Consider the following 25363-nt stretch of genomic DNA (forward strand, 5'->3'; position numbering starts at 1 on the left):
ATCTACCAACGATTTAACGAAAGGGAGAAAGTAGATTATTCTATTCCTCAATGGGGAGATGGGCTTGCATGGAATGAACTTCATCGGAGCACAGAGTTTCCTACTTATTGGGATTAAAAACCAACACGTTTTGTCCTATAACCCGTATTATCGATGTAGTTAAGGTATTACCAATGTAGTGTGGTGGCAAGGCAAAGTTATTAATAAGATAATATTAAAGTAATACTAAAGTAATATTAAAGTAATACTAAAATAAAAAAATTTAAAAATTTTTCAAAAAATAAAGAGGACTTTTGTATTTGCATGGAGAATTATTATAATATAGAAAAACAAGTTCGATGTTAGAACTTGGAAGAAAGGATGTTTGCATATGAAAGTAACAGTAAGAGGTAAAAATTTAGAAGTAACTGCAGCACTACGTGAATATTTGGAAAAACGTGTGGACAAGCTTGCTCGTTATTTTGATGCACCATTTGATGTACAAGCCGTGCTTTCTGTAGAAAAAGAAAATCGAGTAGTTGAATTGACTTGTTTTGTTGAAGGTGTTGTACTTCGTGGTGTAGCATCAAATACAGACATGTATGCAGCGATCGATTTAGTTGTAGATAAAATTGTTCGTCAAATTCATAAATATAAAACACGCTTAGCCCGTCGTTTTAAGAAGGAAGCTGGTTTCAAACCAGATGCTTATGTGCCTGAAGTACCTGTACAGGAAGAAGAAATCAGTGTAGTTCGTCGTAAACACTTCGCCGTTCGTCCAATGAATGTGGAAGAAGCTATTATGCAAATGAACTTAGTCGGTCATGACTTCTTTATGTTCTACAATGCAGAAACTGAAGTTATGAATGTAGTGTATCGTCGTAAAAACGGTTCCTATGGTTTAATTGAGCCAGAGATTTAAGGGCAACTCCAGTGGGAGAGCGAACATAGGACGTTTACATAATTAAATAAGAAGTAAGCGCAGGTTGCTATATAGTGGCCTGCGCTTACTTTTGTCCTATAATCCCCTTTTGTTCGGTAATGTAATCCTTTAATTTTCTTACTTAGTCCTATCATTTAGTTTTGTAATTTAATTTTTAATTACACCTTGACAAATGAGAATTTAAAACCTATTATATTAGTATGTTTTAAATTGAAACGCGATGAACAAACCAAGTACAGGTAATGAACTAGACAGAGAGACGAGTCTTGGCTGGAAGCTCGTTGTAGGGTAGTTACTTTGGAATGCCTTTGTGAGCGGGAAAATTGAAGGGAAGTAGATTTTCACGGCCACCCACCGTTATGGGATTTGAGTACAACAATCGTTGTAAGCAGAGTGGAACCGCGGGCCACCGCCTCTGTATAGGGGACGGTGGCTTTTTTGTGTTTAAATTTATAGGAGGTGAACTATGATTGAACTAAGGCATATTAATAAAGAATTTGTTGTAAAAAAGCAACAGGTTCAAGCATTGCAAGATGTGTCACTAACCATCAATGATGGAGATATATTTGGCATTATCGGATTTAGTGGCGCTGGCAAGTCCACCTTGTTACGCATGGTCAATGCATTAGAAACGCCTACCAGTGGCGATGTGTTTATTGATGGCGTAAATATTAATGCTTTAAGTCATAATGAATTGCGACAAGTTCGCAAGGGGATTGGTATGGTGTTTCAGTCGTTCAACTTGCTCAACTCTAAGACGGTATATGATAATATTGCCATTCCTTTACGCCTTAATAAGGTCGATCAAACAACGATAGACAAACGAGTGAAAGAGTTATTGGAATTTGTTAATTTGCCGGATAAGGCTAATGCGTATCCTACTCAATTATCTGGCGGGCAGAAGCAGCGTGTAGGCATTGCTCGGGCCTTAGCTACCAATCCATCTATTCTATTATGTGATGAAGCGACAAGTGCTTTAGATCCTGAGACAACAGAAGCTATATTGGCTTTGTTAAAACGAATTAATCAGGAATTTAATATTACTGTTTTAGTAGTAACCCATGAGATTCAGGTCATTAAAGAAATTTGTAATCGTGTAGCTGTTATGGAACATGGTCGGGTCGTAGAAACGGGCACTGTATTAGATGTGTTTAGTCATCCTACGGAGGCTATGACTAAGCGATTTGTGCAAACTGTCATTCCTGAACGAATTCCTGATAGTATTGTAGCTAATTTACAAGCGGATACACGGCACTATGAGCTTATAAAAGTTAGATTCCTAGGTGATACGGTGACTAAACATGTAATTTATGAGATTAACCGTACGTTAGCAGTGGAAACTAATATTATTTTTGCTTCGGTAAATCAGTTACAGGACTCAGCTTTAGGGATATTTATCTTACAAGTTGTGGGGGATGAAGCGACGATTCAATCTGTTAAAGAGTTTATTTCGCAAAATGGTTTAGAGTGGGAGGTGGTGAAAGTATGATGCCTGATTTAGGAGTACCTAATGAACAAATTATTTTGGCCGCTCAAGAAACCTTGTACATGGTCTTTGTGTCTTTAATTATAGGTTCAATTATTGGTCTGATTTTAGCGGTTATTTTAGTGTTAACCAATAAAGATGGAATTTTACGAAATGATTATGTCTTTGTTGTTATTAACACGATTGTAAATATTATTCGCAGTGTGCCATTTATTATCTTAATGGTGTTCATATTACCGTTAACAAAATTATTGGTAGGCACGCGTATTGGCACAACAGCAGCTTTAGTGCCACTAGTAATTTTTATTGCCCCTTATTTGACCCGTTTGTTTGAAAACTCACTACTGGATGTGGATAAAGGGATTATTGAAGCGGCTCAAGCAATGGGAGCTTCTCATTTTGAGATTGTATGGAATTTTATCTTGCCAGAAGCTAAAGCCTCTTTAATCCTTTCCGTTACTACGGGGACGATTGGTCTTATTGGTGCAACAGCTATGGCCGGTGCCATTGGGGCTGGTGGGGTTGGTGACTTAGCCCTTACGTATGGCTATGAACGACTTAATTTTCCTTTGATGTTATTTACTGTTATTATTTTAGTTATTTTTGTACAGATTATTCAGTCTATTGGGAATCACTTTGCTTTTAAAATGAGAAATCATTAATTTGATTTTTATTTTTAAAATATATTAAATTGAGAAAAGAAAGAAGGCTTAGTATGAATATGAAACGTTTTAAAAAATTAGGGGCTTTGGCCTTGTCAGTGGCACTTGGGGCTGTTTTATTAGCTGGTTGTGGTAATGATGCTAGTTCGTCTGATAAAAAGGAACTTGTTTTTAGTAAATCGCAGGGTCCATATTCAGAATTATTTGAACAAGGTGTTCAGCCGATTTTGGAGAAGAAAGGCTACAAAATTACAGCTCGTGACATGTCTGATTTAGTACAAGCTGATGTGGCTTTAAACGATGGAGAAGTTGATTTTAACGTAGAACAGCATACGGCTTATATGGAAAACTTCAATAATAAACAAGGTGGCCATTTAGTAGCTTTAACACCGATTCCTACTGTGCCAGCTGGAATTTATCCAGGCTCAAAAACACAGTTAAGTCAAATTGCTGATGGTGATACCATTGCAGTTCCTAATGATGCATCTAATACAGCACGAGCTTATGCATTGTTACAAAAAGCAGGGCTTATCAAGTTAGACCCTAATAAAGATTTATCTACGGTAACCAAAGCGGATATTATTGAAAATCCACATAATCTAAACTTTGTGGAAATGAAATCCTTAACGATTCCATCAGTTCGCACAGACTTTGCCTTCATTGTAATTACAGGGGCTATTGTTTATAATGCTAAAATTGATCCAGCTACCGCCTTGGTAAAAGAAGATATTTTACCACATCTCTTACTTCAATTAGTCGTATTGGATAAAAACAAAGATACCCAATGGGCCAAAGACATTAAAGATGCCTACAATTCACCAGAATTCAAAGAATACATGAAAACACACAATAATGGCTTATGGTACGTGCCAGAAGATAAATAAGTGAAAATATAATATAGTTTTAATGAAATTTATTTTTAAAAAGGTAATACCTATCCTTTGCGGTTGGGTGTTACCTTTTTTGTGTAATACATGCTGTTAGGGTGTAAAAACCTTGTAAGTACGCTCTTTATTTTTTGTTTTTTATAGACTTTGTGATATAATAAATTGAATATGTATATATGAGAATATACAGTCTTAAGGAGTTGATTTATTTGTTTGGTTTTATACAACGATTAATTGGTAATAATAGTGCGCGCGAAATTAAAAAAATGCGTGCCATTGTAGATGAGATTAATGGCTTAGAATCTAGTTTAAGTAGTCTTAGTGATAGTTCCTTAGCAGGTAAAACGCAAGAATTTAAAAAGCGCTTAGCTGATGGGGAAACACTAGATGATATTTTACCAGAAGCGTTTGCCGTTGTACGTGAAGCTTCCAAGCGCGTACTAGGCATGCGCCATTTTGATGTACAGCTTATTGGTGGTATTACTTTGCACCGTGGCAATATTGCTGAAATGCGTACTGGTGAAGGTAAAACGTTGGTAGCTACGTTGCCAGTATATCTTAATGCATTAACGGGTAAAGGGGTTCATGTAGTTACGGTTAATGATTACTTGGCTTCTCGCGATAGTGAGTGGATGGGTAAATTATATCGTGCTCTTGGTTTATCCGTTGGTTTGATTGTAGCTAATCTTGATTACAATCAACGTAAGATGGCCTATGCAGCGGATATTACCTATGGTACTAATAATGAATTTGGCTTTGACTATTTGCGTGATAACATGGTAGTTCACGCGGAACAAATGGTACAGCGGCCACTTAATTATGCCATCGTCGATGAAGTAGACTCTATTCTTATCGATGAAGCCCGTACACCATTGATTATTTCAGGTCCAGGGGAACGGTCTACAGATAGCTATTACACCTTAGCTAAAGTAGTGCCTCAATTAGTAGCTGGTGAAGATTATACAATTGATGAAAAACAGAAAACCATTGCCCCAACAGAATCAGGGATTGCTAAAGTTGAAAAATTACTTAAAATTGAAAACTTATATGATTCAGCTAATTTAGAGCTTAACCATTTATTGAATGCTTCTTTGCGCGCTTATGCTATGATGCATCGCGATAAAGATTATGTAGTAAAAGATGGTCAAGTTGTTATTGTTGATGAATTTACAGGGCGCTTAATGTTTGGTCGCCGTTACTCGGATGGTTTACACCAAGCTATTGAAGCTAAAGAAGGTCTTAAAGTTGAACGTGAAAGCCAGACTTTAGCAGCGATTACGTTCCAGAACTATTTCCGTATGTATGAAAAATTATCGGGTATGACTGGTACTGCTAAGACGGAAGAACAAGAATTTAACAATATTTATGGCCTTGAAGTATATGAAATTCCGCCAAATCGTCCATTATTGCGTAAAGACTTGCCTGACTTGATTTTTAAAACTAAAAAGGCTAAGTATAAAGCCGTAGTAAAAGATGTTGTGGAACGCCATAAAAAAGGACAGCCTGTATTGGTAGGTACTACGTCGATTACACAGTCTGAAGAATTGAGCGACATGTTACTTAAGAGTGGTGTGCCACATAATGTATTAAATGCTAAGCACCATGAAAAAGAAGCGGAAATTGTTGCTAATGCAGGCCAACGTGGGATGGTTACCATTGCTACGAATATGGCTGGTCGTGGTACCGATATTTCCCTTGGTGAAGGGGTAGCTGAATTAGGTGGTTTACACATCTTAGGGACGGAACGTCATGAAAGTCGCCGTATTGACAATCAGTTGCGTGGTCGTTCTGGCCGTCAAGGGGACCCAGGTTCTAGTCAATTCTTCTTATCCTTAGAAGATGATTTAATGCGAATTTTTGGGGCCGATAATATTTCTGGCATGATGGATAAATTAGGTATGGAAGAGGATGAACCAATTGAACATTCTTTAATTACTAAATCCATTGAACGAGCTCAGAAAAAAGTGGAAAACCACAACTTTAACATTCGTAAATATATCCTTGAATATGACGATGTAATGAATCAGCAACGTGAAGTGTTGTATGATCAACGTCGTAAAATTTTAGGTAATGAGTCACTTCGTGACACAATTATGGATATGGTTGATTCCTTGGTTGTGAAGGCGATGGATCAGTATGCGGATGAAAAATTATATCCAGAAGAATGGGATTATGAAGGGTTACTAAAACATTTAGAACTTTTCTTCTTAGAACCTGGACAATTGACTGTAGCCGAAATGGAAGAATACGGTCGCGGTGAATTACAAGAAAAATTACTTTCTATTGCGCATGAAGAATATGAAAAACGAGAAAAACTTATTGGTGAAGCCAATATGCGTGAACTCGAAAAAGCTGTTATGCTTAAAGTTGTAGATAGTAAGTGGATGGAACATTTGGATTCCATGGACATGTTGCGTGAAGGCATTGGTCTTCGTGCTTATGGTCAAAAAAATCCGCTTGTAGAATATAAATTTGAAGCATATGACATGTTTGAAGCTATGATTGAAGCTATTCAAGAAGATACGATTATGTATCTCTATCGCATTCGCATTGAATTAAATGATGAAGTGATTGAAGAAGAAGCCACAGCAGATCCCCTGGCCAATGCGCAAACCCATCATGATGATGTGTTGGAACCACAAAATGTAGACTAGATAACGCAGAATGGTTCGTTGCCGGGAGCTTTTACTTCGGCACGGCCATTTTCTGTTTTTATTGCACTTAGATTAGAAAGAGGTGAATAGATTGTTAGAGGATTTAAAAGGCCCTATTGACAATTTAGAGGAGCGTATTTATGGAATGAGGGATTCACTTTAACATCGCTCAAAAAGAAGATAGAATTTTTACATTAGATGTTAAAATGAGTGACCCTGAGTTTTGGAATGATCCAGAATCAGCCAAAGAAATATCTCAAGAAGCCACACAATTAAAAGATGCGGTGGAAGGCTATAAAGCGTTGGTTGGCGAGATTGAAGATGTAAAGTTGATGCTTGATATGGCTATTGAAGAACAAGATGTGTCTATGGAAAGTGAATTAGCTGCTTCTGTTCAACAAATTCAAGAAGAAGTAGAACGTCGTGAAGTTCTTTTACTATTGAGCGGCGAATATGATAAAAATAATGCCATTTTAACGTTTCATGCTGGCGCAGGTGGTACGGAAGCTCAGGACTGGGTATCCATGCTTATTCGCATGTATTTGCGTTGGGCTGAACAACATGGTTTTGCTATTACTATGATGGATGAGCAGCCTGGTGATGAAGCGGGTATAAAAAGTGCTACCTTTTTGATTAAAGGTGAAAATGCCTTTGGCTATTTAAAATCAGAAAAAGGGGTGCATCGTTTAGTTCGTATCTCCCCATTTGATGCTAATGCACGGCGTCATACGTCTTTTGCAGCCGTCGATGTTATGCCTGAAATCGATGATACGGTAGATATTCAATTGGATATGAAAGATGTTCGTGTGGATACTTATCGAGCTAGTGGGGCTGGTGGGCAGCATATTAATAAAACAGATTCTGCTATTCGTATGACTCACATCCCGACCGGTATTGTGGTGCAATGTCAAAGTGAACGTTCACAGATTCAAAACCGCGAACAAGCATTAAAATTATTGCGGGCTAAATTATTTGAATTAGAATTAGAAAAACAAGCTGAATTAAAAGAGAAAATTGGTGGTACCTATCAAGCGATTGAATGGGGGAGCCAGATACGTTCCTATGTTTTCCATCCTTACAATTTAGTGAAAGATCATCGTACGGGTGTAGAAACAGGAAATATTCAAGCTGTTATGGATGGTAATTTGGATCCATTTGTGGAAGGTTTCTTAAAAAAAGAAGCTAATTTAAAAGTGTAGGAGAGTTAGACTGATGAAAAAGTTTATCGCTTTCGTAGTAGTTGTTATTGTAGCCCTCGTGGTGGCAGCTCAATTTTTCTTGCCTAGTTTTGTGGCCAAACAATTAGAGCGTGAAATTGGTAATAAATTAAACCCCGAAACTATTTCCTTGCGTATCGAGTCTTCCCCAGCAATTACTATGTTGGGAGGTCATGTAGATACTATGCGGGGCGTACTGGAAAATGTTAAATTAGGTCATTTGAATTTTGCTGATATTCATTTAGATGTGACCAATTTAGAATTTAATCCCATTGCTTTATTGATGAATCAGACTATGGAAATCAATCAACTAGGCAAAGGGGAAATTGAAGGTACTGTGACGGCTAGTGATTTACAGAATTTTATGGAACAATCTGTAAAAGGTTTGTCTATTAAAGATGTAGTCATTAATTCCAATGGCATTGAAGTAATTGGTTCGGTAGATATGGGTTTTGTCAAAGGGACAGCTAATATTAAAGGGTTATTAGAAATTAAAAATAATGCCCTCGTGTTTTCACCACAGCGCTTTGAAATCAATGGTGCTGGTATTGGTGGGTTAAATGCATCTGTATTAAAACCAATTACTATTTATGATTTTGCAGAATTCCCAATTCCTGTAAAAGCGGATCGCATTGAAACGATGAATGATGAAATTCATTTATTTGTGAATCCTATAGCAAAGTAAGAAAGGTGTTATTGTGAAGGACGCTATTAAAAAGAAGAGAAAACATTCGTTAATACTCATAGCCATCATTGTTATAGGCTTATTGGCTGGTTTATTTTTAGTGCAACAGCGCAATCAAATTGAATCAGCTCAGCATCAAGTAGAAAATATCGTCGATTATGACGCAGCTTTACGGGCCGCTTCGTTTGAAAAACGTAGCACCGCAGATGCGCTACAAGCTTTGAAAGATGCTGGCGTAACAGCTATGGCTATTTATGACCGCACCATAGACAAAGCCCGTGATGCTGGCGAAATCATTGTGTATCAAGGGGTAGAGGCGAATGCTCTACAATTTTATGGTACACAACCATTACCTGGGTATACTTATTTGGTAGCGGCTCATGGTAAAGAAGGATATTTCAAAGAAATTCAAGATGATTTGGTACAACGGTTAGGTAAAGATAAGGTAACAATTTTATATTCTAATCGTGGCCCTGTTATCGCCTTAGCTCAGCCCTATGAAGCGCTTATGGATATGAAATTAAGCATTTCTCGTTTACAAGCTGAAGAAGTAAACCGTTTAGGTTTTAACGTTATTGTTCGCCCTACTAATTTTAAACAAGTAACGCGAGATAATGTAGACCATGTGTTTAGTCGTATTGATGGTATTCCTAATATTACAGGTATGGTGTTTGTAGGTAAAGAAGCGTTAGGGTATCCTGATTTTATGGGGGTTACTAATGAATACTTACATAATTTACGCATTCCTGTTGTAGGGATTGAAGCTGTTAATCAGTTGCAATATGAAAATCAAGTAGGTTTCAATAATGATTTGGCGGTAGCAGATAATTATAGTGTAGGTCGTTTATATACAATTTCTAAAGATGAACTTAAAAAATTAAGTCCTGAAGAAGTATCTCAGCGATTCTATATTAGTGATATTGAACGTAATATTCGCTATAATTTATTGCCAATTTACGAAGAAGGCAGTGATAATAAGACCGCCTTGGCTACTAGCATTACGTATATGAATTCGTTAAAAGAAAAATTAACGGATCGAGGCTTTACGTTTGGTCGTGCTTCTATCTATCCAGCTTATACGCCTAGCCCTATTGCAGTAGTATTGACTATGGCTGGGTCCGTAGCGCTTTTCACCTTTATGTTGAATTTGTTCTATCCTATGGGCAAACATCGCCAATTGGTAGTTAATTTTACCTTATTGCTTATTACAGTTGTTTTATATGCCGTAACGGGTGGTACGTTAATTACTCAAATTTGGGCGTTAAGTGCGGCGATTGCTGCACCGGTAGTAGCCATTATTCTAATTATGGATTGCTGGGTACGCCGTGCAGAGGGACCTGTAGTAGGGCCTTGGCGAGCTACGTTAGAAGCTGCTTTATATTTAGTAGGGGCAGCGCTTATAGCAACAGTGGGTGGTATTTTAATTGCTGCCATGTTAGGAAATACCCGCTTCTTTATGGAGTTTGCTTTATTCCGCGGCGTAAAATTAGTTTTTGTGGCACCTATTATTTTAACAGCCATTGCTTATTTGCAGCGATTCCCATTATGGCAAGGCCGCACGGTGGATTCCTGGCCAGAATGTCGTAGTTTCTTACGTTCCTTCTTAACTTTAGATGTAAAACTATATATGATTTTAGTGTTTGCTTTCTTAGGTATTGTTGGTTGGATATTTGTAGGGCGCAGTGGCCATACAGCAGGTGTGCCTGTACCAAGTTTTGAAATTGCGTTGCGTCGCTTCTTAGAAAATACTTTGTATGCACGGCCAAGAGAAAAAGAATTCCTCATCGGTCACCCCGCCCTAATGTTGGCATCCTTTGCAGTATTGCGTCGTTGGCCTATGATGTTCCATTTCCTTTGCACCCTCGCTGGGGTTATTGGGATTGGCTCTTTAGTAGAAACGTTCTGTCATTTGCGTACACCAGTTCTTATGTCGATTGCTCGTGGCTATGATGGTTTATGGATTGGTATTTTGGCTGGCGTAGTGGCTATTTTAGTATTCCGTTTCTTGGCATATATTATTGCTTGGTCCCGTCGTGGGGAGGTGTCTAATGACTAGACTTGTCATTTCTGGCTATTATGGGTTTGGTAATGCTGGTGATGAAGCTATGTTAGCCGCCATTTTAGAAGCCATTTTAGAAGTGGTTCCCGATGCCGATATTACGGTCATTTCAGGCAATCCAAAGCAAACGGCGGCCAATCATGGCGTGAAGGCTGTAGGGCGTTTTGATATGTTTGGTATTTTAAATGCTATTGGTCGTTGTGATTTACTGATTAGTGGTGGCGGTAGCTTGTTACAAGATGTAACCAGTAAACGTAGTTTATACTATTATTTGAGCATTATTACCCTAGCCACTACCTTTGGTAAACGAGTTATGCTATATGCACAAGGGATTGGTCCTTTGCGTCGTAAACGAGCCCGACAGATTGTGGGGCAAGTGTTAAATAAGGTTACTATGATTACGGTGCGTGATGAGCGTTCTAAAGCAGAATTACTGGATATGGGTGTTACTAATGTGCCGATTCAAGTGACTGCCGATGCGGTATTAGCCATGCATCCTGTAGATTTAACTATTGGTAAGCGTTTATTGAAACCATATCAGCTTTCAGGCGTGCGGTATCGTGTAGGCGTATCGGTGCGTAATTGGAAGCAAGCGATTGCTTATCGCAGTGAACTAGCGCAGGCGCTGGATCAATTGCACGATGAATTGGGCGCTCAAGTTGTGTTTATTCCTATGCAACATCCAGCGGATACGAAAGAAGCATTAGCTATTAAAGCGCTTATGAAAAGCGACCCAGTTGTATTAGAACGAATGTATAATACAACGGAATTGCTTTCTTTAGAAGGTTGTATGGATGTATTAATTGGGGTGCGTCTTCATGCGTTAGTATTTGCATCCCTCATGGAAAAACCAGTAGTGGGCATTTCTTATGATCCTAAAATTACTAATTTCTTGCATATGATAGGTCAAGAACCGGTGGGGACTTTAGATGAAATTAGTGCTCGTACTATTTACGAAGCTACTGCTAATTTCTTAGAAAATACAGCCTTACAACAGCAAGTAGTACAGCGTATTATAAAGTTGAGAGAGGAATCTCTCAAAAATGCTCACATTGCCTTATCTCTCTTAGATTCTAAAAACTAGATTTTACTAAGACAAAGGGGTACAATAAGAATTGATTCCTATCGTTATTTCGTATACGATTTTATACAATCTGTTTACTTATTTTCCAACTAGGAATGGAGGGTCTTTATGACAACATTAACAGCTGAACAAACATCTTTAGTTCAGGAAAAAGCGACAGCGATTCGCGTAAGTATTTTAAAAGCTGTAACCGCCGCCAAATCGGGGCACCCAGGTGGTTCTTTATCCATTACAGATCTCATGTCGTTGTTGTACTTTGTAGAAATGAATGTAAATCCAAAGGACCCAAAAGATCCTAATCGTGACCGCTTTGTATTGTCTAAAGGTCATGCGGCACCTGCTTTATATGCTACCTTAGCAGAAAAAGGATTCTTCTCTAAAGAAGAATTGCTTAATTTGCGTAAAATTGATTGCATTTTACAAGGTCATCCAGATATGAAACATACGCCAGGTGTTGATATGTCTACTGGCTCTTTAGGGCAAGGCATTAGCGCTGCTTGTGGTATGGCCTTAGCTGGTCGTATTGATCAGAAAGATTATCGCGTATATGCAGTGCTTGGTGATGGTGAATTAGAAGAAGGCCAAGTATGGGAAGCGGCTATGTTCGCTGGTCATTACAAATTAAATAATCTAACTGCGTTCGTTGATTTCAATGGCTTACAAATTGATGGTGATATTCGCAAAGTTATGTCACCATTACCAATTGGTCCCAAATTTGCAGCGTTTAATTGGAATGTAATTGAAGTAGATGGTCATAATTTAGACGAACTTCATCAAGCTATTGAAGCTGCTAAAGCTTGCACTGATAAGCCAACGGTTGTGGTAATGCATACTGTAAAAGGTAAAGGTGTAAAAGAGATGGAAGGCCAAGCTGGTTGGCATGGTAAAGCGCCATCCGCTGAAGAATGCGAAAAATTTGTAGCAGAAGTTTTGGAGGTGTAAGATGGGTAAAGCAACTCGTGAAGCATATGGTAATGCCTTAGTGGCTGTAGGGGCTACTCATGAAAATGTAGTCGTATTAGATGCAGATTTATCTAAATCTACGAAGACGGATAACTTTAAAAAAGAATATCCCGATCGTTTCTTTAATGTAGGGATTGCCGAACAAAATTTGATTAGCGTAGGGGCTGGTTTAGCCGCTGCTGGCAAAATTCCTTTTGTATCGTCCTTCTCTATGTTTGCCACTGGTCGTGCGTTTGAACAAGTGCGCAATGCTGTGTGCTATCCTAAATTGAATGTAAAAATTTGTGCCACTCATGCAGGTATCACGGTAGGTGAAGATGGGGCAACTCATCAAAGTTTAGAAGATATTGCTTGTATGCGTGCTATTCCTAATTTAACCGTTATTGTGCCTGCTGATGAAGCTGAAACTACGGCGGTTGTAAAATGGGCTGCTGATTATGAAGGGCCTGTATATGTTCGGTTAGGTCGTGCCGGTGTGGATGATGTAACCCCAGAAGGCTATACTTTTACGCCAGGTAAAGCAGTAGAATTAGTAGCTGGTACTGATGTTACTATTATTGCCTGTGGCGCTTTAGTAGGTCCTGCCGTACAAGCAGCTAAACAATTAGCTGATACTGGTGTAAAAGCTCGTGTATTAAATATGGCCTCTATTAAACCAATTGATGCTGATGCCATTGTAAAAGCGGCTAAAGAAACAGGTGCTATTGTAACTGCTGAAGAACATAATGTTCTGGGTGGTTTGGGTGCTGCTGTAGCTGAAGTAGTTACTGAATTGGCACCGGTACCAGTGATTCGTGTAGGTACAAAAGATACCTTCGGTGAATCGGGTACTCCTAAAGAATTAATGGCAAAATATGGCCTAACAGCTGAACATATTGTAGCAGCAGCTAAAACGGCTATGGAACGAAAATAGTAAAGGAAGTTATCAATGATTGAATTTAACCATGTCAACAAAGTGTACGACAATGGCTCATTAGCTTTGGATGACGTATCTATACATATTGAGAAGGGTGAGTTTGTACTCATTTGTGGTCCTAGTGGAGCTGGGAAATCCACGTTTATTAAACTATTATCACATGAAGTAGTACCTGATTCGGGAACCGTTATCGTAAATGACATGGAAGTTTCTCATTTGAAAAAACGGAAGATTCCGTATTTACGTCGGCGTTTAGGCATTGTATTCCAAGATTTCCGTTTATTACCTAATAAAACGGTGGCGGAAAATATTGCCTTTGCTTTGGAAGTTATTGAAGAAAAGCCTAAAGTTATTAAAGAACGAGTGGCCTCTGTATTAGAAATGGTTGGACTTAGCCATAAGGCGAATGATTTGCCTCAGGATCTTAGTGGTGGTGAACAACAGCGAGTAGCCATTGCACGAGCTATTGTAAATAAACCATTAGTTTTGATTGCCGATGAACCAACTGGTAACTTAGACCCTAATACAAGTAAGGGCATTGTAGAGCTTTTTAAAACGATTAATAATTCAGGTACAACCATCGTTATGGTTACTCATGATATGGAAATGGTAAAGTATTTGAATAAGCGGGTTATTGCATTGGAAGATGGCCGCGTAACAAGTGATAGAATGCGAGGTGCTGAATTCAATGAAGCTTAGAACATTTAGATACTTTGTGAAAGAAGCGCTTAAGTCTATGACCCGTAATGGGCTTATGACCTTGGCGTCTATTTCGACGGTAGCGTTATCCCTTTTCATTTTAGGTGTCTTTACCTGTGGCGTAGTAAACTTAAATAACTTAGCCTCCAATTTGGAAAGTCAGGTAGAAATCAGCATTTATATGAAAGATGGTTTAACGACTAATCAAGTGATGGAAGTAGGCAAGAAATTAAAAGCCTTACCTAAGGTTAAAAACATTGAATTTGTCAATAAAGATGAAGCAATGAAGCGTTTTAAAGAACGTTTAGGGGATCAACAAGGATTAGTAGCGGCTTTAGATGGTAATAATCCACTACCGTCTTCCTATATTATTACCTTTGAAGATCCAGAAGAAGTAAAAAATACGGCCAAATTAGTAGCCACTTTCCCAGAAGTAGAAAGTGCTCACTATGGTCAAGATGTAATTGAACAAATCTTTAAAATGACTCAAATTATCCGTATTGGTGGCATTGCTTTAATTGCTTTCTTAGCAGGGGCTACCTTGTTCATTATTTCTAACACGATTCGTTTGACAGTATTCGCTCGTCGTAAAGAAATCGGGATTATGAAATATGTAGGTGCTACTAACTGGTTTATTCGTTGGCCATTCCTCATTGAAGGTATGTTGTTAGGTTTCATTGGTGGAGCTATTGCTACGGCTTGTGTTTGGGAATTCTACCATTTCATTACTGTAGAAGTGGAAAACTCCTTAGCCTTTTTACCATTAGTACCAATGTTGCCATTCTTCTATGACCTAAGCGCTATTTTATTAGGCGTTGGTGTCTTAGTGGGGGCTATTGGCTCTACGATTTCGTTGAAACAATATATGAAAGTATAGAAAAGAAGGGTATGTATGGCAAATAATAAATTATCCATGCGTGTAGCGGCCGTTCTTTTAAGTACTACTGTATTAGCCTCCATTCCGTTTGGCACTATGCGGGCGGAAGACGAAGATTTGACGAATCAGCTCAGTGGCATTCAACAGCAGATGGATGAAGCAAGCAATAAGAAAGCCAATGCTGAAATTACCATCACAAATGTATCTGAACAATTGCATCAGATTCAAGTGGAATTGAATGAGGCAACAGCTAATCTAAAAAATTACGAGCAGCAACGTTTGGCTGTGGAAAAAGAAATTGTTAAAAATGAAAAGTTATTAGCCGAAGCGCAAGCGCGTTTAGCTAGTCGCGAAGGTGTATTTAATAAACGAGTGCGAGATATTTATATTAACGGTCGTCTTAGCTACTTAGAAGTTATCATTGGTGCTAAGGACTTTAGTGATTTTGCTAATCGTTTAGAAATGTTAAAACGCATCATTGATGCTGATATTAAATTAATTAGCAGCATTAAGACAGAACGGGAAGAAATTTCCCAACGAAAAGCTGAATTAGAAGCTGATCGAGCTAAAGTAGTTGAATTAGAAAATAAAGCTCGTGAAGCACAAGCTGTTATTCAGAAGAAAAAAGATGAACAATCGGCCATTTTAGCTAAAGCTCAAAATGATAAAGCCGTAGCTGAACAGATGCAGGCTGATTTACAAGCTTCTTCTAATGCCATTAAAGCTATGCTACAACAGCGTGCGGCCGAACGAGCCGCCGCAGCCGCAGCCGCAGCGGCAGCAGCTCAAAGTGGTGGCGGTAGTAGCGGCGGTGGCTATACCTATGTACAAGGGTCTGGCGTATTAAGCTGGCCTGTATCAGGACCTATTACGTCTGACTTTGGTTGGCGTGAACATCCTATTTTTGGCCGCCAAATTCTTCACTCTGGTATCGATATTGGGGTGGATGAAGGTACACCAGTACATGCTGCTGATGGCGGTTATGTAGAATACTCCGGTTGGATGGATGGTTATGGCTATGTTGTGGTTATTGACCATGGCAATGGGATGTCTACTTTATATGGCCATAATTCTGATTTGGCCGTTTCTGAAGGGGAATCGGTAAGCAAAGGTTCCGTTATCGCTTATGCTGGTAGTACAGGGAACTCTACAGGACCTCACGTACACTTTGAAGTGCGTATTAATGGTGATCCAGTAGATCCGCAAGGGTATTTATAAGATGAAAGATAATTTTATTAAGCGTTGGTTGCCAAGCTCTATTCGGTCTGGTATCCAATTTGCCATTAAATTTACAGTAGCAGGTATTGTATTTTTATGGCTTGTATTTTGGTATATTTCTGGTTCTCCTGCAGGAGCGATTAAATTCTTTTTCACTTACTTTGTAGCGAGCCATTTTTATATGGATCCAGTGGCTAAGAATACACTCTTTGAAGGCACTTTAGCAGGTATGATTGACTCTTTAGGTGAGCCTCATAGTCAATTTTTAAATGAAAAAGCCTTTAATGATATTTATATGCAAACCTCTGGTAGCTATAGTGGTGTAGGCATTGTATTGGGGCAAGATAAAGAAGGTCTCATGAAAGTAGCTACGGCCATTGAGGGCCAACCAGCAGCTACCGCCGGTATTCGTTCTGGTGATGTCATTGTAGCTATTAATGGCATTAAGACGAGTACGTTATCCATGGAAGAAGCATCTAAGATGATCCGTGGTGAAGAAGGAACACAAGTTGTTTTAAGTGTCATGCGTGATAATGACGTTAAAGACTATACGATTACACGGCAACAAATAACCTTACCAACAGTTAAGGGGAAAATGTTGGATGATCATATGGGCTATATTCGTATTAGTCAATTTGCGGAACCGACAGGTCCAGATTTTGCTAAAATTTATAAAGAATTAAAAGATAAGGGCATGACTAAACTTGTCCTTGATTTGCGAGATAATCCAGGCGGTCTACTTACGACAGCTCAGGAAGTATCCAATTATATTTTACCGGCTGGTCCTATTGTAACGATTCAAGATCGGTCAGGACAGGTGGAATCGTATGATTCGGAAGGTTTAGAACCAATGATTCCGTTAGTCGTATTAATTAACCAAGGGTCAGCCAGTGCCTCTGAAATTATTGCTGGCGCTGTGCAGGACGAAAAAGTTGGTACTATTGTAGGTACTAATAGTTATGGTAAAGGAACGGTACAGACTGTATTGAGTATGTTAGGCAATGAAGGTATCAAGATTACCATTGCTAAATATCATACACCGAATGACCGTGTCATTGATGGTACCGGTATTAAACCGGATGTGGAAGTAACACTTCCTGAAGGTGTTTCTTCTGAAGCAGAAGATACACAACTTCAAAAAGCAATTGAGATTTTAAAGACAAAATAATAGGTGGCGGTAGCTAACATCAGTTACCGCCCATATTAGTATTAGTAAAGGATGAAAACTATGTTTATCGATCGTGCACGAATTTTTGTGAAAGCCGGTGACGGCGGCAACGGGATGAGTAGTTTCCGACGCGAAAAGTATGTTCCTAATGGCGGCCCAAACGGCGGCGATGGCGGTAAAGGAGCAGACATCATTTTAAAAGCAGACAGAAACATCAATACTCTTGTTGATTTTAGATATAAGCGTCAATTTAAAGGCCCTGCTGGAGAAGGGGGACAAAGTAGTAATAAATATGGTCGTGGTGCTGAGAATATGATTATTCCAGTACCTTTAGGAACTACTGTAAAAGACGAAGAAAGTGGTAAATTAATGGCTGATCTCATCGAAGACGGTCAGACGTATGTAGTGGCTAAAGGTGGCCGTGGTGGCCGTGGTAATGCTCATTTCCACACTAGTGCTAACCGTGCGCCTACGTTTGCTGAAAAAGGGGAACCTGGGGAAGAACGGTGGTTGCAATTAGAGCTAAAAGTGTTAGCAGATGTAGGTTTATTAGGCTATCCTAGCGTTGGTAAATCCAGTATTATTCGTAAGGTTTCCTCAGCTAAACCTGAGGTAGCAGCGTATCATTTTACCACATTAACGCCTGTATTAGGAGTGGTATCTGTCAGTGAAGGTCAAAGTTTTGTTATGGCAGATATTCCAGGCCTGATTGAAGGAGCTAGTGAAGGGGTGGGGCTAGGCCATTCCTTCTTACGCCATGTAGAGCGAAGCAATATTTTAATCCATGTACTGGATGTATCTGGTATGGAAGGGCGTGACCCGATTGAAGATTTCCATACCATTAATGCAGAGTTAGCAAAATATAGTGAAAAATTGAGCAAAAAACCACAATTAATCGCGTTAAATAAGATTGATATGCTACAGGATGAGGAAACGTTGCCACGAGTTACTGCTTATTTTAAAGAAAAAGGCTATGAAGTGTTTCCTGTAAATGCATTAACTGGTGAAGGTCTACCTGATTTAGTGGCTCGAGCTTGGTATTATGTAGAAAATTATGTACCAGAACCAGAAGCTGTAGATGATACCGTTTTATATGAAGCAAAACCAGATACAGATTTTACGATTACCCGTGGTGATGATGCATCCTTTATTATTAGTGGGCCACGTATTGAAAAATTAGTAGCCATGACGAATTTAGAGGCTGAGCAAGCACTTCGTCGTTTCCAAAAAATTTGGTCCTATATGGACTTAGACCGTCGCTTGAAAGAGCGTGGCTGTAAAGATGGGGATGAAGTAGTCATTGGGGATCAACGTTTTACATTCCATGATTTATAAGGCAGGAGATAGTATGACAGGGAAACAAAAACGATTTTTACGGGCTTTAGCGAGCACTATGCCAGCTGTAGTTATGATTGGCAAAGGCGGTTTGGAAGAAGCTGTTATTGATAGTGCCCGAGCAGCTATTACAGCACGAGAATTAATTAAAGTTAAAGTGTTGAATAATGCACCAGTAGATCCAACAGAAATATTCGAAGAATTAGCGGATATGTTAGGGGCTGAATTAGTACAAGTTATTGGTCATAATGGTGTACTTTATAAGGCTAAAAAAGAACCAAAGATTATTTTGCCACGCTAGAGAGATAGAAGGAGACGCCTATGAGTGAAAGAGAGCAAGCATATACAGTTGAACATCTTGTAACAGGGCGCGAAGCATTGACTAAGGCGAAGCGTATTGTAGTGAAAGTAGGCACTAGTACATTGACTTACGCGAATGGTCGCTTGAATTTAAATCGTATTGAAGCCATAGTAAAACAACTGGCAGACTTGGCCAATCAAGGCAAGGAGATGATTTTAGTCAGTTCTGGTGCGGTGGGCGCAGGGCTAGCACCGTTAGGTTTTAAAGAAAAACCTAAAGATATTGCGATGAAGCAGGCCGCCGCTGCTGTAGGACAGGGAATACTACTTCATATGTATGAAAAATTATTTCGTGAATATGGACATACAGTGGGTCAGATTTTATTAACTCGTGAAGATAGTACACACCGCTCGCGCTATATTAATTTGCGTAATACTTTATTTTCACTCATTGAGTTAGGCGTTATTCCTATTATTAATGAAAATGACGTAGTGGCTATTGATGAAGTCAAAATAGGTGATAATGATACATTATCAGCTACCGTAGCTAGTATTGTAGAAGCTGATTTATTGATTATTTTGTCAGATATTGAAGGTTTGTATACGGCTAATCCACAAACTGAGCCAACAGCTACATTAATTAGTGAAGTGTCTACTATTACCCCTCACATTTATGAAATTGCTGGTGGAGCAGGTACCGCTCGTGGTACTGGTGGTATGTTTACTAAAATAGAAGCTGCTAATATTGCAGTTAATTCAGGGGTTCATATGGTCATTGCCTCAGGTGAACATAGTGATTCTATTCAAGTGATAGCGAGAGGTGAGGCCCGAGGAACGCATTTTGTCGCCCGTCACACTAAGCCTCATATGCGCAAACGTTGGATGGCGTTTGGTTCACGCCTAAAAGGTTCAGTTTCAGTTGATGCTGGCTGCGCTAAGGCATTATTACAAAATGGCTCTAGTTTATTGCCTGTTGGAGTTACTGCTGTGACCGGTGAGTTTCACGAAGGGGAAACAATTAGTATTCTCTTTGAAGGGGAAGAAATTGCTCGTGGGATGGTTAATTTTTCTTCTCAGGATATTGAACAAATCAAAGGTTGTAACTCGCATGAAGTGGCAGGGCGTTTACAAGTACAATCAGCTCATGCAGAAGTTATCCATCGAGATAATTTAGTCGTGCTGCGTTAGGAGGTTCTTATGACAGATTATGCAACTCTTTTTAAAGAAATGGGCCAACAAGCTCGTTTAGCAGCAAATGATCTCCAGTTAGCAACTACGGAGGTAAAAAATTCCTTATTATTAGCAATTGCACAGACATTAGAATCTAATATAGCAGCTATTTTAGCAGCCAATGAACAGGATATGGCGAAGTCGAGTGATTATGATTTGCCTACGATTATGTTAGATCGATTACGCCTTACAGAAGACCGGATTAAACAGATGGCTTTAGGAGTTCGCCAACTAGTGGATTTACCAGACCCTATTGGTGAAGTCATGGAGTCTAGCACAAGACCGAATGGCATGCAGATTACTAAAGTGCGTGTTCCTCTAGGCGTTATTGCTATGTTCTATGAAGCTCGCCCTAATGTGACGGTAGATGCTGCGGCGTTAGCATTAAAAACAGGCAATGCGGTTATTTTGCGTGGCGGTAAAGAGGCGTTTTACTCGAATCAGTGTTTAGTAGATTTAATTCGTCAAGCCTTAGAGAGCGTCAATTTGCCTGCTAATGCGGTGCAATTAGTGTCCATTACAGATCGCGCAGCTGTGTCAGATTTACTAAAACAACACGAATATATAGATGTAGTTATTCCTCGTGGTGGCGCTGGTCTTATCAAACGAATTGTGGAAGAAAGTCGCATTCCGGTCATTGAAACGGGTAGTGGTGTAGTTCATGTATATGTGGATGTAGATTGTGATGTCAATAAGATTGTGCCAATCGTTATTAATGCGAAGGTACAGCGCCCATCAGTATGTAATTCAGCAGAAACGCTCCTTATTCACGAAGGGGTAGCTAACGAATATTTACCTATTGTAGCGGAGGCACTATTTAAAAACCAAGTAGAGTTACGTGGAGATGTAGCGAGTCGCGCTATTGTACCAGCTATTCATGAGGCGAAGGCAACGGCGTGGAGCACCGAATATAACGATTTAATTATGAATGTTAAAATTGTGCCTAATGTAGAGGCCGCTATAGCACATATTAATCAATATAGTACCAAACATTCAGAATGTATTATTACGGAAAATAAGTCCACTGCGCAAACCTTTTTACAGCAAGTAGATGCGTCTACCGTGTATGTGAATGTTTCCACTCGTTTCACGGATGGCTTCGAATTTGGTTTAGGTGCTGAAATCGGCATTAGTACACAGAAGTTACATGCCCGAGGGCCAATGGGGCTTTTAGCTTTAACGTCCTACAAGTATTATGTTGAAGGGGATGGACAAATTCGTTCATGAGTAAAGGATGGTTCTATAAAGTGCAGGCTTATTGGCAATATATGAAAAGCCCTAAGGGGCGCTATGAATGGCGTTCCTATGGAATTGCACTTTTACTGTGGATTGTATTATCAATACTAGCTATGAGGATAATGGATAGTCTATGAAAGAAACAGGCAAGATTGGTATTATAGGAGGCACTTTTAATCCGATTCATCTAGGCCATTTAATGATTGCTGAAATGGCACAAGAAGCGTATGACCTTGAGCGCGTAATCTTTGTTCCCGCGTATCATCCGCCTCATAAACATGATGATGTGATTGAAGCGCGTTATCGGTATGAGATGACAGCAGCCGCTGTTATGGATAATCCTAAATTTACCATCTCTGATATTGAATTTAAACGAGAAGGTCCCTCTTATACAGTGGACACAATTAAATATTTTAAAGATCTATATGGTGAGGATAAAGAGTATTACTTTATTGCGGGCACTGATACCATTCAGGATTTGCCGAATTGGAAGTATATTCAAGAATTATTACAACTATGTCACTTTATTGGTGCTGTTAGGCCTGATGGGTCGCAAGCGATTGAACCTATCATTCAATATTTTGGCGATGTAGGCAAAGAGCGCATCCATTTATTGGAAGTGCCATTAATGCAATTATCGGCTACTGACTTGCGAGCTCGTTTGCGTACTAAGCGAAGTGTTCGTTATATGATTCCTAAAGCAGTAGTACAGTATATTGCAAAACATGATATTTATAAGAAGTGAGGCAAGATTGTTTACATGTATGAAGAGATAATTGAAGATTTAAAAACTCGTTTAAGTTCCAAGCGATTTGCTCATACGTTAGGTGTAGCACGGGCTGCAGTCGCTTTAGCTGAACGATATGGAGAAGATCCAGAAGAAGCGTATTTAGCAGGTCTTTTACATGATTGTGCTAAAGAAATTCCTCTATCACAGATGCAGCAGTTAGTGGATAAAAGTGGCTTAACTATCGATGTGGATATGTATGTAAATGGTGCTTTGCTTCATGGCGTGAGTGGGGCTATTCTAGCGCGGTCACGCTATGGCGTAACTAATCCTCATATATTGGAGGCTATTCGTTATCATACGACGGGGCGTGTAGGTATGACGCCATTGGATATGATTATCTTTTTAGCTGATTATATTGAAGAAACTCGGGATTTCCCTGGTGTAGCTGAACTACGTCAAATTGCTTTTAAAGATTTAGAAGCTGGCGTTTTGGCTGGGTATGACAATACGATTCGTCATTTATTAGATCAAGGTTTAAGTATTTATTTTAAAACAATTTTAGGACGCAATGATATAGTACGTCGTATTAAAAGTCGATAGGATGAATTGCCATGGAACAAGAAGAACAAAAACGACCTAAAAGGCGTGTACGTAAAAAGAATAGCGTGCGCTGGGGGCGGGTTGTATTAGCATTAGTCGTACTCATTGCTATTCTTGGCGGCCTAGTATTTGGCATTATGAAAGGATATGAAGCGGCTAAAGGCTATTTCACCGGTACTGGAGAGGCTAATACGGTAGCGAGTACGGACGCAGCGCCACCGACAACCACGCCGAAAGGACCTACCGTGCCTTTGGAACAAAAATCGTTAGATAAGCCTATGTATATTTTAGTAGTCGGTAAAGATAGCTCCAATCCAGCACAAGGGGATTCGCTATTTTTGATGTCTGTTAATGAGCAACAAAAAAATATTGATATTATTGGCATTCCATCAAATACAAAGATTGATAGTCGCGATAAAAAATCAGTAGCGATGATTAATACGATGTACAGTTCTGGTAATATTGAATTGACTAAAGCCGTTGTAGAAGATTTGTTTCACATTCCTATCCCTTATTTTATTGTAGTAGACGAAGCTGCGTTTAAGAAGACCTTAGATGTAGTAGGGTCTCAAGATATGTATGTGGAAAAAGAAATGGTTCATATGGATAGTACTACGGGTAAGGCAGATGTTAACTTAGCTCGAGGTTATCAGACCTTGGATGCTGATAAAGCGTTGCAATATGTACGCTATGTAGATAGTGATAAAAATGCTTTTAGTCGTACCCAGCGACAAGAGCGGTTTTTAAAACAATTATTAGGAACGCAAGAAGATACGTTGACAATTTCTAAAATGTGGCATATTTGGCGCTTATGGAGTTATTTTGACACGAATATCACTACCATGGATGCTGTTAAGTTGGTGATGAACTTAGGCAGTTTATCAGCTAGTCAAATTCAATATTATATTTTGCCAGGTACTAAAGAAACGATTAACAATGAAATTTTCTGGAATTATGATCCTGTAGAAGCCCAACAATTATTAGGCATTACTTTGGGTAATACCCCTATTGAAGGGGGCGGTGATGGAAGTACGGATGACTCCAAAGGAAGTAATGCTAGTAAGGCTAAAGAAGGATAATTAATTTATATATAAAGGAGTATACATGAAAGAGAAACAAGACATTAAACAAATTGCACTAACTTTAGCACAAGCCGGTTTTGATAAAAAAGGAACTGATATTGAAATCCTTGATTTAGAAGGTTTATCTAGTTTAGCGGATTACTTTGTATTAGTTAGTGCCTCTAATGTAAAACAAGCACAGAGTATTGCTGATGAAATTGAAGATAAAGGGGCCGAAGAAGGAGTAACCGTTTTACATCGTGAAGGGTATCACGAAGGGGAATGGATTCTACTTGATTTTGGCGATATTATTTGCCATGTATTTGGTGGTAAAGAAACTCGTACTTTCTACGGGTTGGAACAACTTTGGAGCGACGCGGCTCGCGTAGAATTTGTAGGAGCTTAATATGGCTACAGAATTAGTAGAAAATACCTTAGCTACGTTAAAAGTATTACGCGAAAGTGAGCAAGGCGCCTTTTTAGATGGCGGTACAGGCAATACGAATGATGATATTCTATTGCACAAAGAACAGCAAACCGCACCAGTGGCTATTGGTGAGGAAGTACCTGTATTTTTATATCGCGATCCTAAGGGGCGTTTAACAGCTAGTATGCGCTTACCGGCTATAAAAGAAGGTCAAATTGGTTATGTAGAAGTAATTAATACGACTCAATTCGGTTGCTTTGTAGAAGTGGGTACAGAACGAGGTATCTTTATGCCTCATGCAGAAATGCGTGGTCGACCACAATTAGGGGAAAAAGTGTGGGTTCGTTTATATACGGATAAATCAGGCCGTTTGGCAGTCTCTATGGATGTAGATGATGCTATGCGACGCGCTGCGAAACCGGCTACAGAAGCTACGGTAGGACAAATTGTTCGTGGAGCGATTTATAATTTTACTCCTGATGGTGCTTTTTTTATCACCCCTGAACGATGGATTGCCTTTTTACATCGCAGTGAAATGACACGTCATCTTAAAGTGGGGGAATTAATTAAAGCGCGGGTTACGTATAAGCGAGATGATGGTCGCATTAATGTGTCTATGCGCCCGGTTAAGGAAACAGCGCTTACCATTGATGGGGACCGTCTTTTACAGTATTTATTGCAACGTAATGGTCGTATGCCCTATAGTGATAAGACATCGGCTGAAATTATTAAAGAGAAATTTGGTTTTAGTAAAGCCGCTTTTAAACGTGCTGTAGGTCACTTGATGAAAGCACAAAAAGTAGTGCAAGAAGATGGCTGGACTTTATTGACGGAAACAGGTCGTTTAGCAGCTGAAGCAATTAGCGAAGTGACAGATGGGGTAGAAACGCCGACCGCAGCTAAGCAGGTTAGTGAATCTACGAGCCAAACCGGTGAGGCGTAATTAC

24 protein-coding genes are annotated in these 25363 nt (G+C 39.3%); all 24 read left to right on the forward strand.

Features of this window, described 5'->3' with window-relative positions:
* The first annotated feature begins 370 nt into the window (after positions 1 to 370).
* The 24 genes from hpf to VER_RS09140 all read left to right on the forward strand — a co-directional run bounded on the left by hpf (position 371) and on the right by VER_RS09140 (position 25359).
* On the forward strand, positions 371 to 901 hold the full coding sequence (gene hpf, locus VER_RS09025; RefSeq protein ID WP_162100502.1) for a ribosome hibernation-promoting factor, HPF/YfiA family: 531 nt from the start codon (positions 371 to 373) through the stop codon (positions 899 to 901).
* Between the two features lie 487 nt (positions 902 to 1388).
* The gene (locus VER_RS09030) at positions 1389 to 2411 is read left to right on the forward strand and encodes a methionine ABC transporter ATP-binding protein (RefSeq protein WP_162100503.1); all 1023 of its coding nucleotides are present in this window, start codon (positions 1389 to 1391) and stop codon (positions 2409 to 2411) included.
* The gene (locus tag VER_RS09035; protein ID WP_202922156.1) at positions 2408 to 3070 is read left to right on the forward strand and encodes a methionine ABC transporter permease; all 663 of its coding nucleotides are present in this window, start codon (positions 2408 to 2410) and stop codon (positions 3068 to 3070) included. The genes VER_RS09030 and VER_RS09035 overlap by 4 nt, the downstream gene beginning before the upstream one ends.
* A 53-nt stretch (positions 3071 to 3123) precedes the next feature.
* Positions 3124 to 3954, forward strand: coding sequence for a MetQ/NlpA family ABC transporter substrate-binding protein (locus tag VER_RS09040; protein WP_162100504.1), 831 nt, complete (start codon positions 3124 to 3126; stop codon positions 3952 to 3954).
* A gap of 212 nt (positions 3955 to 4166) precedes the next feature.
* Entirely contained in the window at positions 4167 to 6611 is a 2445-nt protein-coding gene (secA, locus tag VER_RS09045; RefSeq protein WP_162100505.1) for a preprotein translocase subunit SecA, read from the forward strand.
* Positions 6612 to 6702: 91 nt separating this feature from the next.
* A protein-coding gene (gene prfB / locus VER_RS09050; RefSeq protein WP_238390202.1) for a peptide chain release factor 2 occupies positions 6703 to 7810 on the forward strand; the annotation gives its coding sequence in 2 pieces (ribosomal slippage) (positions 6703 to 6759 and positions 6761 to 7810; 1107 coding nt in all).
* Positions 7811 to 7823: 13 nt separating this feature from the next.
* On the forward strand, positions 7824 to 8513 hold the full coding sequence (locus tag VER_RS09055; protein WP_162100506.1) for an LmeA family phospholipid-binding protein: 690 nt from the start codon (positions 7824 to 7826) through the stop codon (positions 8511 to 8513).
* A gap of 13 nt (positions 8514 to 8526) precedes the next feature.
* Positions 8527 to 10569, forward strand: coding sequence for a DUF5693 family protein (locus VER_RS09060; RefSeq protein ID WP_162100507.1), 2043 nt, complete (start codon positions 8527 to 8529; stop codon positions 10567 to 10569).
* Entirely contained in the window at positions 10562 to 11656 is a 1095-nt protein-coding gene (gene csaB, locus VER_RS09065; RefSeq protein ID WP_162100508.1) for a polysaccharide pyruvyl transferase CsaB, read from the forward strand. Before VER_RS09060 ends, csaB begins: the two co-directional genes overlap by 8 nt.
* A 108-nt stretch (positions 11657 to 11764) precedes the next feature.
* Positions 11765 to 12598: a transketolase gene (locus VER_RS09070; protein ID WP_162100509.1), complete on the forward strand. Its 834-nt coding sequence runs from the start codon at positions 11765 to 11767 to the stop codon at positions 12596 to 12598.
* A gap of 1 nt (position 12599) precedes the next feature.
* A complete protein-coding gene (locus VER_RS09075) occupies positions 12600 to 13532 on the forward strand; it encodes a transketolase family protein (RefSeq protein ID WP_162100510.1) in 933 nt (310 codons plus the stop codon).
* Positions 13533 to 13547: 15 nt separating this feature from the next.
* Positions 13548 to 14234, forward strand: a complete 687-nt coding sequence (ftsE, locus tag VER_RS09080) for a cell division ATP-binding protein FtsE (RefSeq protein ID WP_162100511.1) — start codon at positions 13548 to 13550, stop codon at positions 14232 to 14234.
* Positions 14224 to 15111, forward strand: coding sequence for a permease-like cell division protein FtsX (gene ftsX / locus VER_RS09085; protein ID WP_162100512.1), 888 nt, complete (start codon positions 14224 to 14226; stop codon positions 15109 to 15111). The genes ftsE and ftsX overlap by 11 nt, the downstream gene beginning before the upstream one ends.
* Before the next feature lie 15 nt (positions 15112 to 15126).
* Positions 15127 to 16329: a murein hydrolase activator EnvC gene (locus VER_RS09090; protein ID WP_162100513.1), complete on the forward strand. Its 1203-nt coding sequence runs from the start codon at positions 15127 to 15129 to the stop codon at positions 16327 to 16329.
* A gap of 1 nt (position 16330) precedes the next feature.
* Positions 16331 to 17497 carry a S41 family peptidase gene (locus VER_RS09095; protein WP_162100514.1) on the forward strand — a complete coding sequence of 389 codons (1167 nt, stop codon included), beginning with the start codon at positions 16331 to 16333 and terminating at the stop codon, positions 17495 to 17497.
* Positions 17498 to 17557: 60 nt separating this feature from the next.
* Positions 17558 to 18832 (forward strand): GTPase ObgE, encoded by a 1275-nt coding sequence (gene obgE, locus VER_RS09100; protein ID WP_162100515.1) that lies wholly within the window; start codon positions 17558 to 17560, stop codon positions 18830 to 18832.
* 13 nt (positions 18833 to 18845) lie between these two features.
* Positions 18846 to 19133, forward strand: coding sequence for a ribosome assembly RNA-binding protein YhbY (gene yhbY, locus VER_RS09105; RefSeq protein ID WP_162100516.1), 288 nt, complete (start codon positions 18846 to 18848; stop codon positions 19131 to 19133).
* Between the two features lie 20 nt (positions 19134 to 19153).
* Complete coding sequence (gene proB, locus VER_RS09110; protein WP_162100517.1) at positions 19154 to 20320, forward strand: glutamate 5-kinase; 1167 nt, start codon at positions 19154 to 19156, stop codon at positions 20318 to 20320.
* 9 nt (positions 20321 to 20329) lie between these two features.
* A complete protein-coding gene (locus VER_RS09115; protein WP_162100518.1) occupies positions 20330 to 21589 on the forward strand; it encodes a glutamate-5-semialdehyde dehydrogenase in 1260 nt (419 codons plus the stop codon).
* A 142-nt stretch (positions 21590 to 21731) separates the two neighbouring features.
* Positions 21732 to 22343 carry a nicotinate-nucleotide adenylyltransferase gene (gene nadD / locus VER_RS09120; RefSeq protein WP_162100519.1) on the forward strand — a complete coding sequence of 204 codons (612 nt, stop codon included), beginning with the start codon at positions 21732 to 21734 and terminating at the stop codon, positions 22341 to 22343.
* 15 nt (positions 22344 to 22358) lie between these two features.
* Positions 22359 to 22928, forward strand: coding sequence for a bis(5'-nucleosyl)-tetraphosphatase (symmetrical) YqeK (gene yqeK / locus VER_RS09125; RefSeq protein WP_162100520.1), 570 nt, complete (start codon positions 22359 to 22361; stop codon positions 22926 to 22928).
* An 11-nt stretch (positions 22929 to 22939) separates the two neighbouring features.
* A complete protein-coding gene (locus VER_RS09130; protein ID WP_162100521.1) occupies positions 22940 to 24007 on the forward strand; it encodes an LCP family protein in 1068 nt (355 codons plus the stop codon).
* 25 nt (positions 24008 to 24032) lie between these two features.
* Positions 24033 to 24395, forward strand: coding sequence for a ribosome silencing factor (gene rsfS, locus VER_RS09135; protein ID WP_162100522.1), 363 nt, complete (start codon positions 24033 to 24035; stop codon positions 24393 to 24395).
* A 1-nt stretch (position 24396) separates the two neighbouring features.
* Positions 24397 to 25359 carry a S1 RNA-binding domain-containing protein gene (locus VER_RS09140; RefSeq protein WP_162100523.1) on the forward strand — a complete coding sequence of 321 codons (963 nt, stop codon included), beginning with the start codon at positions 24397 to 24399 and terminating at the stop codon, positions 25357 to 25359.
* Positions 25360 to 25363 lie beyond the last annotated feature (4 nt).

Source organism: Veillonella sp. R32, from assembly GCF_010093125.1.
Lineage (GTDB): Bacteria > Bacillota > Negativicutes > Veillonellales > Veillonellaceae > Veillonella_A.

Bases quoted from the DNA above. Each gene is read 5' to 3' on its own strand.
- VER_RS09035 (WP_202922156.1), top strand. From the start codon at position 2,408: ATGATGCCTGATTTAGGAGTACCTAATGAACAAATTATTTTGGCCGCT.
- VER_RS09075 (WP_162100510.1), top strand. From the start codon at position 12,600: ATGGGTAAAGCAACTCGTGAAGCATATGGTAATGCCTTAGTGGCTGTA.
- nadD (WP_162100519.1), top strand. From the start codon at position 21,732: ATGAAAGAAACAGGCAAGATTGGTATTATAGGAGGCACTTTTAATCCG.
- hpf (WP_162100502.1), top strand. From the start codon at position 371: ATGAAAGTAACAGTAAGAGGTAAAAATTTAGAAGTAACTGCAGCACTA.
- rsfS (WP_162100522.1), top strand. From the start codon at position 24,033: ATGAAAGAGAAACAAGACATTAAACAAATTGCACTAACTTTAGCACAA.
- ftsE (WP_162100511.1), top strand. From the start codon at position 13,548: ATGATTGAATTTAACCATGTCAACAAAGTGTACGACAATGGCTCATTA.
- VER_RS09070 (WP_162100509.1), top strand. From the start codon at position 11,765: ATGACAACATTAACAGCTGAACAAACATCTTTAGTTCAGGAAAAAGCG.
- VER_RS09140 (WP_162100523.1), top strand. From the start codon at position 24,397: ATGGCTACAGAATTAGTAGAAAATACCTTAGCTACGTTAAAAGTATTA.
- yhbY (WP_162100516.1), top strand. From the start codon at position 18,846: ATGACAGGGAAACAAAAACGATTTTTACGGGCTTTAGCGAGCACTATG.
- VER_RS09040 (WP_162100504.1), top strand. From the start codon at position 3,124: ATGAATATGAAACGTTTTAAAAAATTAGGGGCTTTGGCCTTGTCAGTG.
- VER_RS09115 (WP_162100518.1), top strand. From the start codon at position 20,330: ATGACAGATTATGCAACTCTTTTTAAAGAAATGGGCCAACAAGCTCGT.
- VER_RS09090 (WP_162100513.1), top strand. From the start codon at position 15,127: ATGGCAAATAATAAATTATCCATGCGTGTAGCGGCCGTTCTTTTAAGT.
- yqeK (WP_162100520.1), top strand. From the start codon at position 22,359: ATGTATGAAGAGATAATTGAAGATTTAAAAACTCGTTTAAGTTCCAAG.
- ftsX (WP_162100512.1), top strand. From the start codon at position 14,224: ATGAAGCTTAGAACATTTAGATACTTTGTGAAAGAAGCGCTTAAGTCT.
- VER_RS09095 (WP_162100514.1), top strand. From the start codon at position 16,331: ATGAAAGATAATTTTATTAAGCGTTGGTTGCCAAGCTCTATTCGGTCT.
- VER_RS09055 (WP_162100506.1), top strand. From the start codon at position 7,824: ATGAAAAAGTTTATCGCTTTCGTAGTAGTTGTTATTGTAGCCCTCGTG.
- VER_RS09030 (WP_162100503.1), top strand. From the start codon at position 1,389: ATGATTGAACTAAGGCATATTAATAAAGAATTTGTTGTAAAAAAGCAA.
- obgE (WP_162100515.1), top strand. From the start codon at position 17,558: ATGTTTATCGATCGTGCACGAATTTTTGTGAAAGCCGGTGACGGCGGC.
- proB (WP_162100517.1), top strand. From the start codon at position 19,154: ATGAGTGAAAGAGAGCAAGCATATACAGTTGAACATCTTGTAACAGGG.
- csaB (WP_162100508.1), top strand. From the start codon at position 10,562: ATGACTAGACTTGTCATTTCTGGCTATTATGGGTTTGGTAATGCTGGT.
- VER_RS09130 (WP_162100521.1), top strand. From the start codon at position 22,940: ATGGAACAAGAAGAACAAAAACGACCTAAAAGGCGTGTACGTAAAAAG.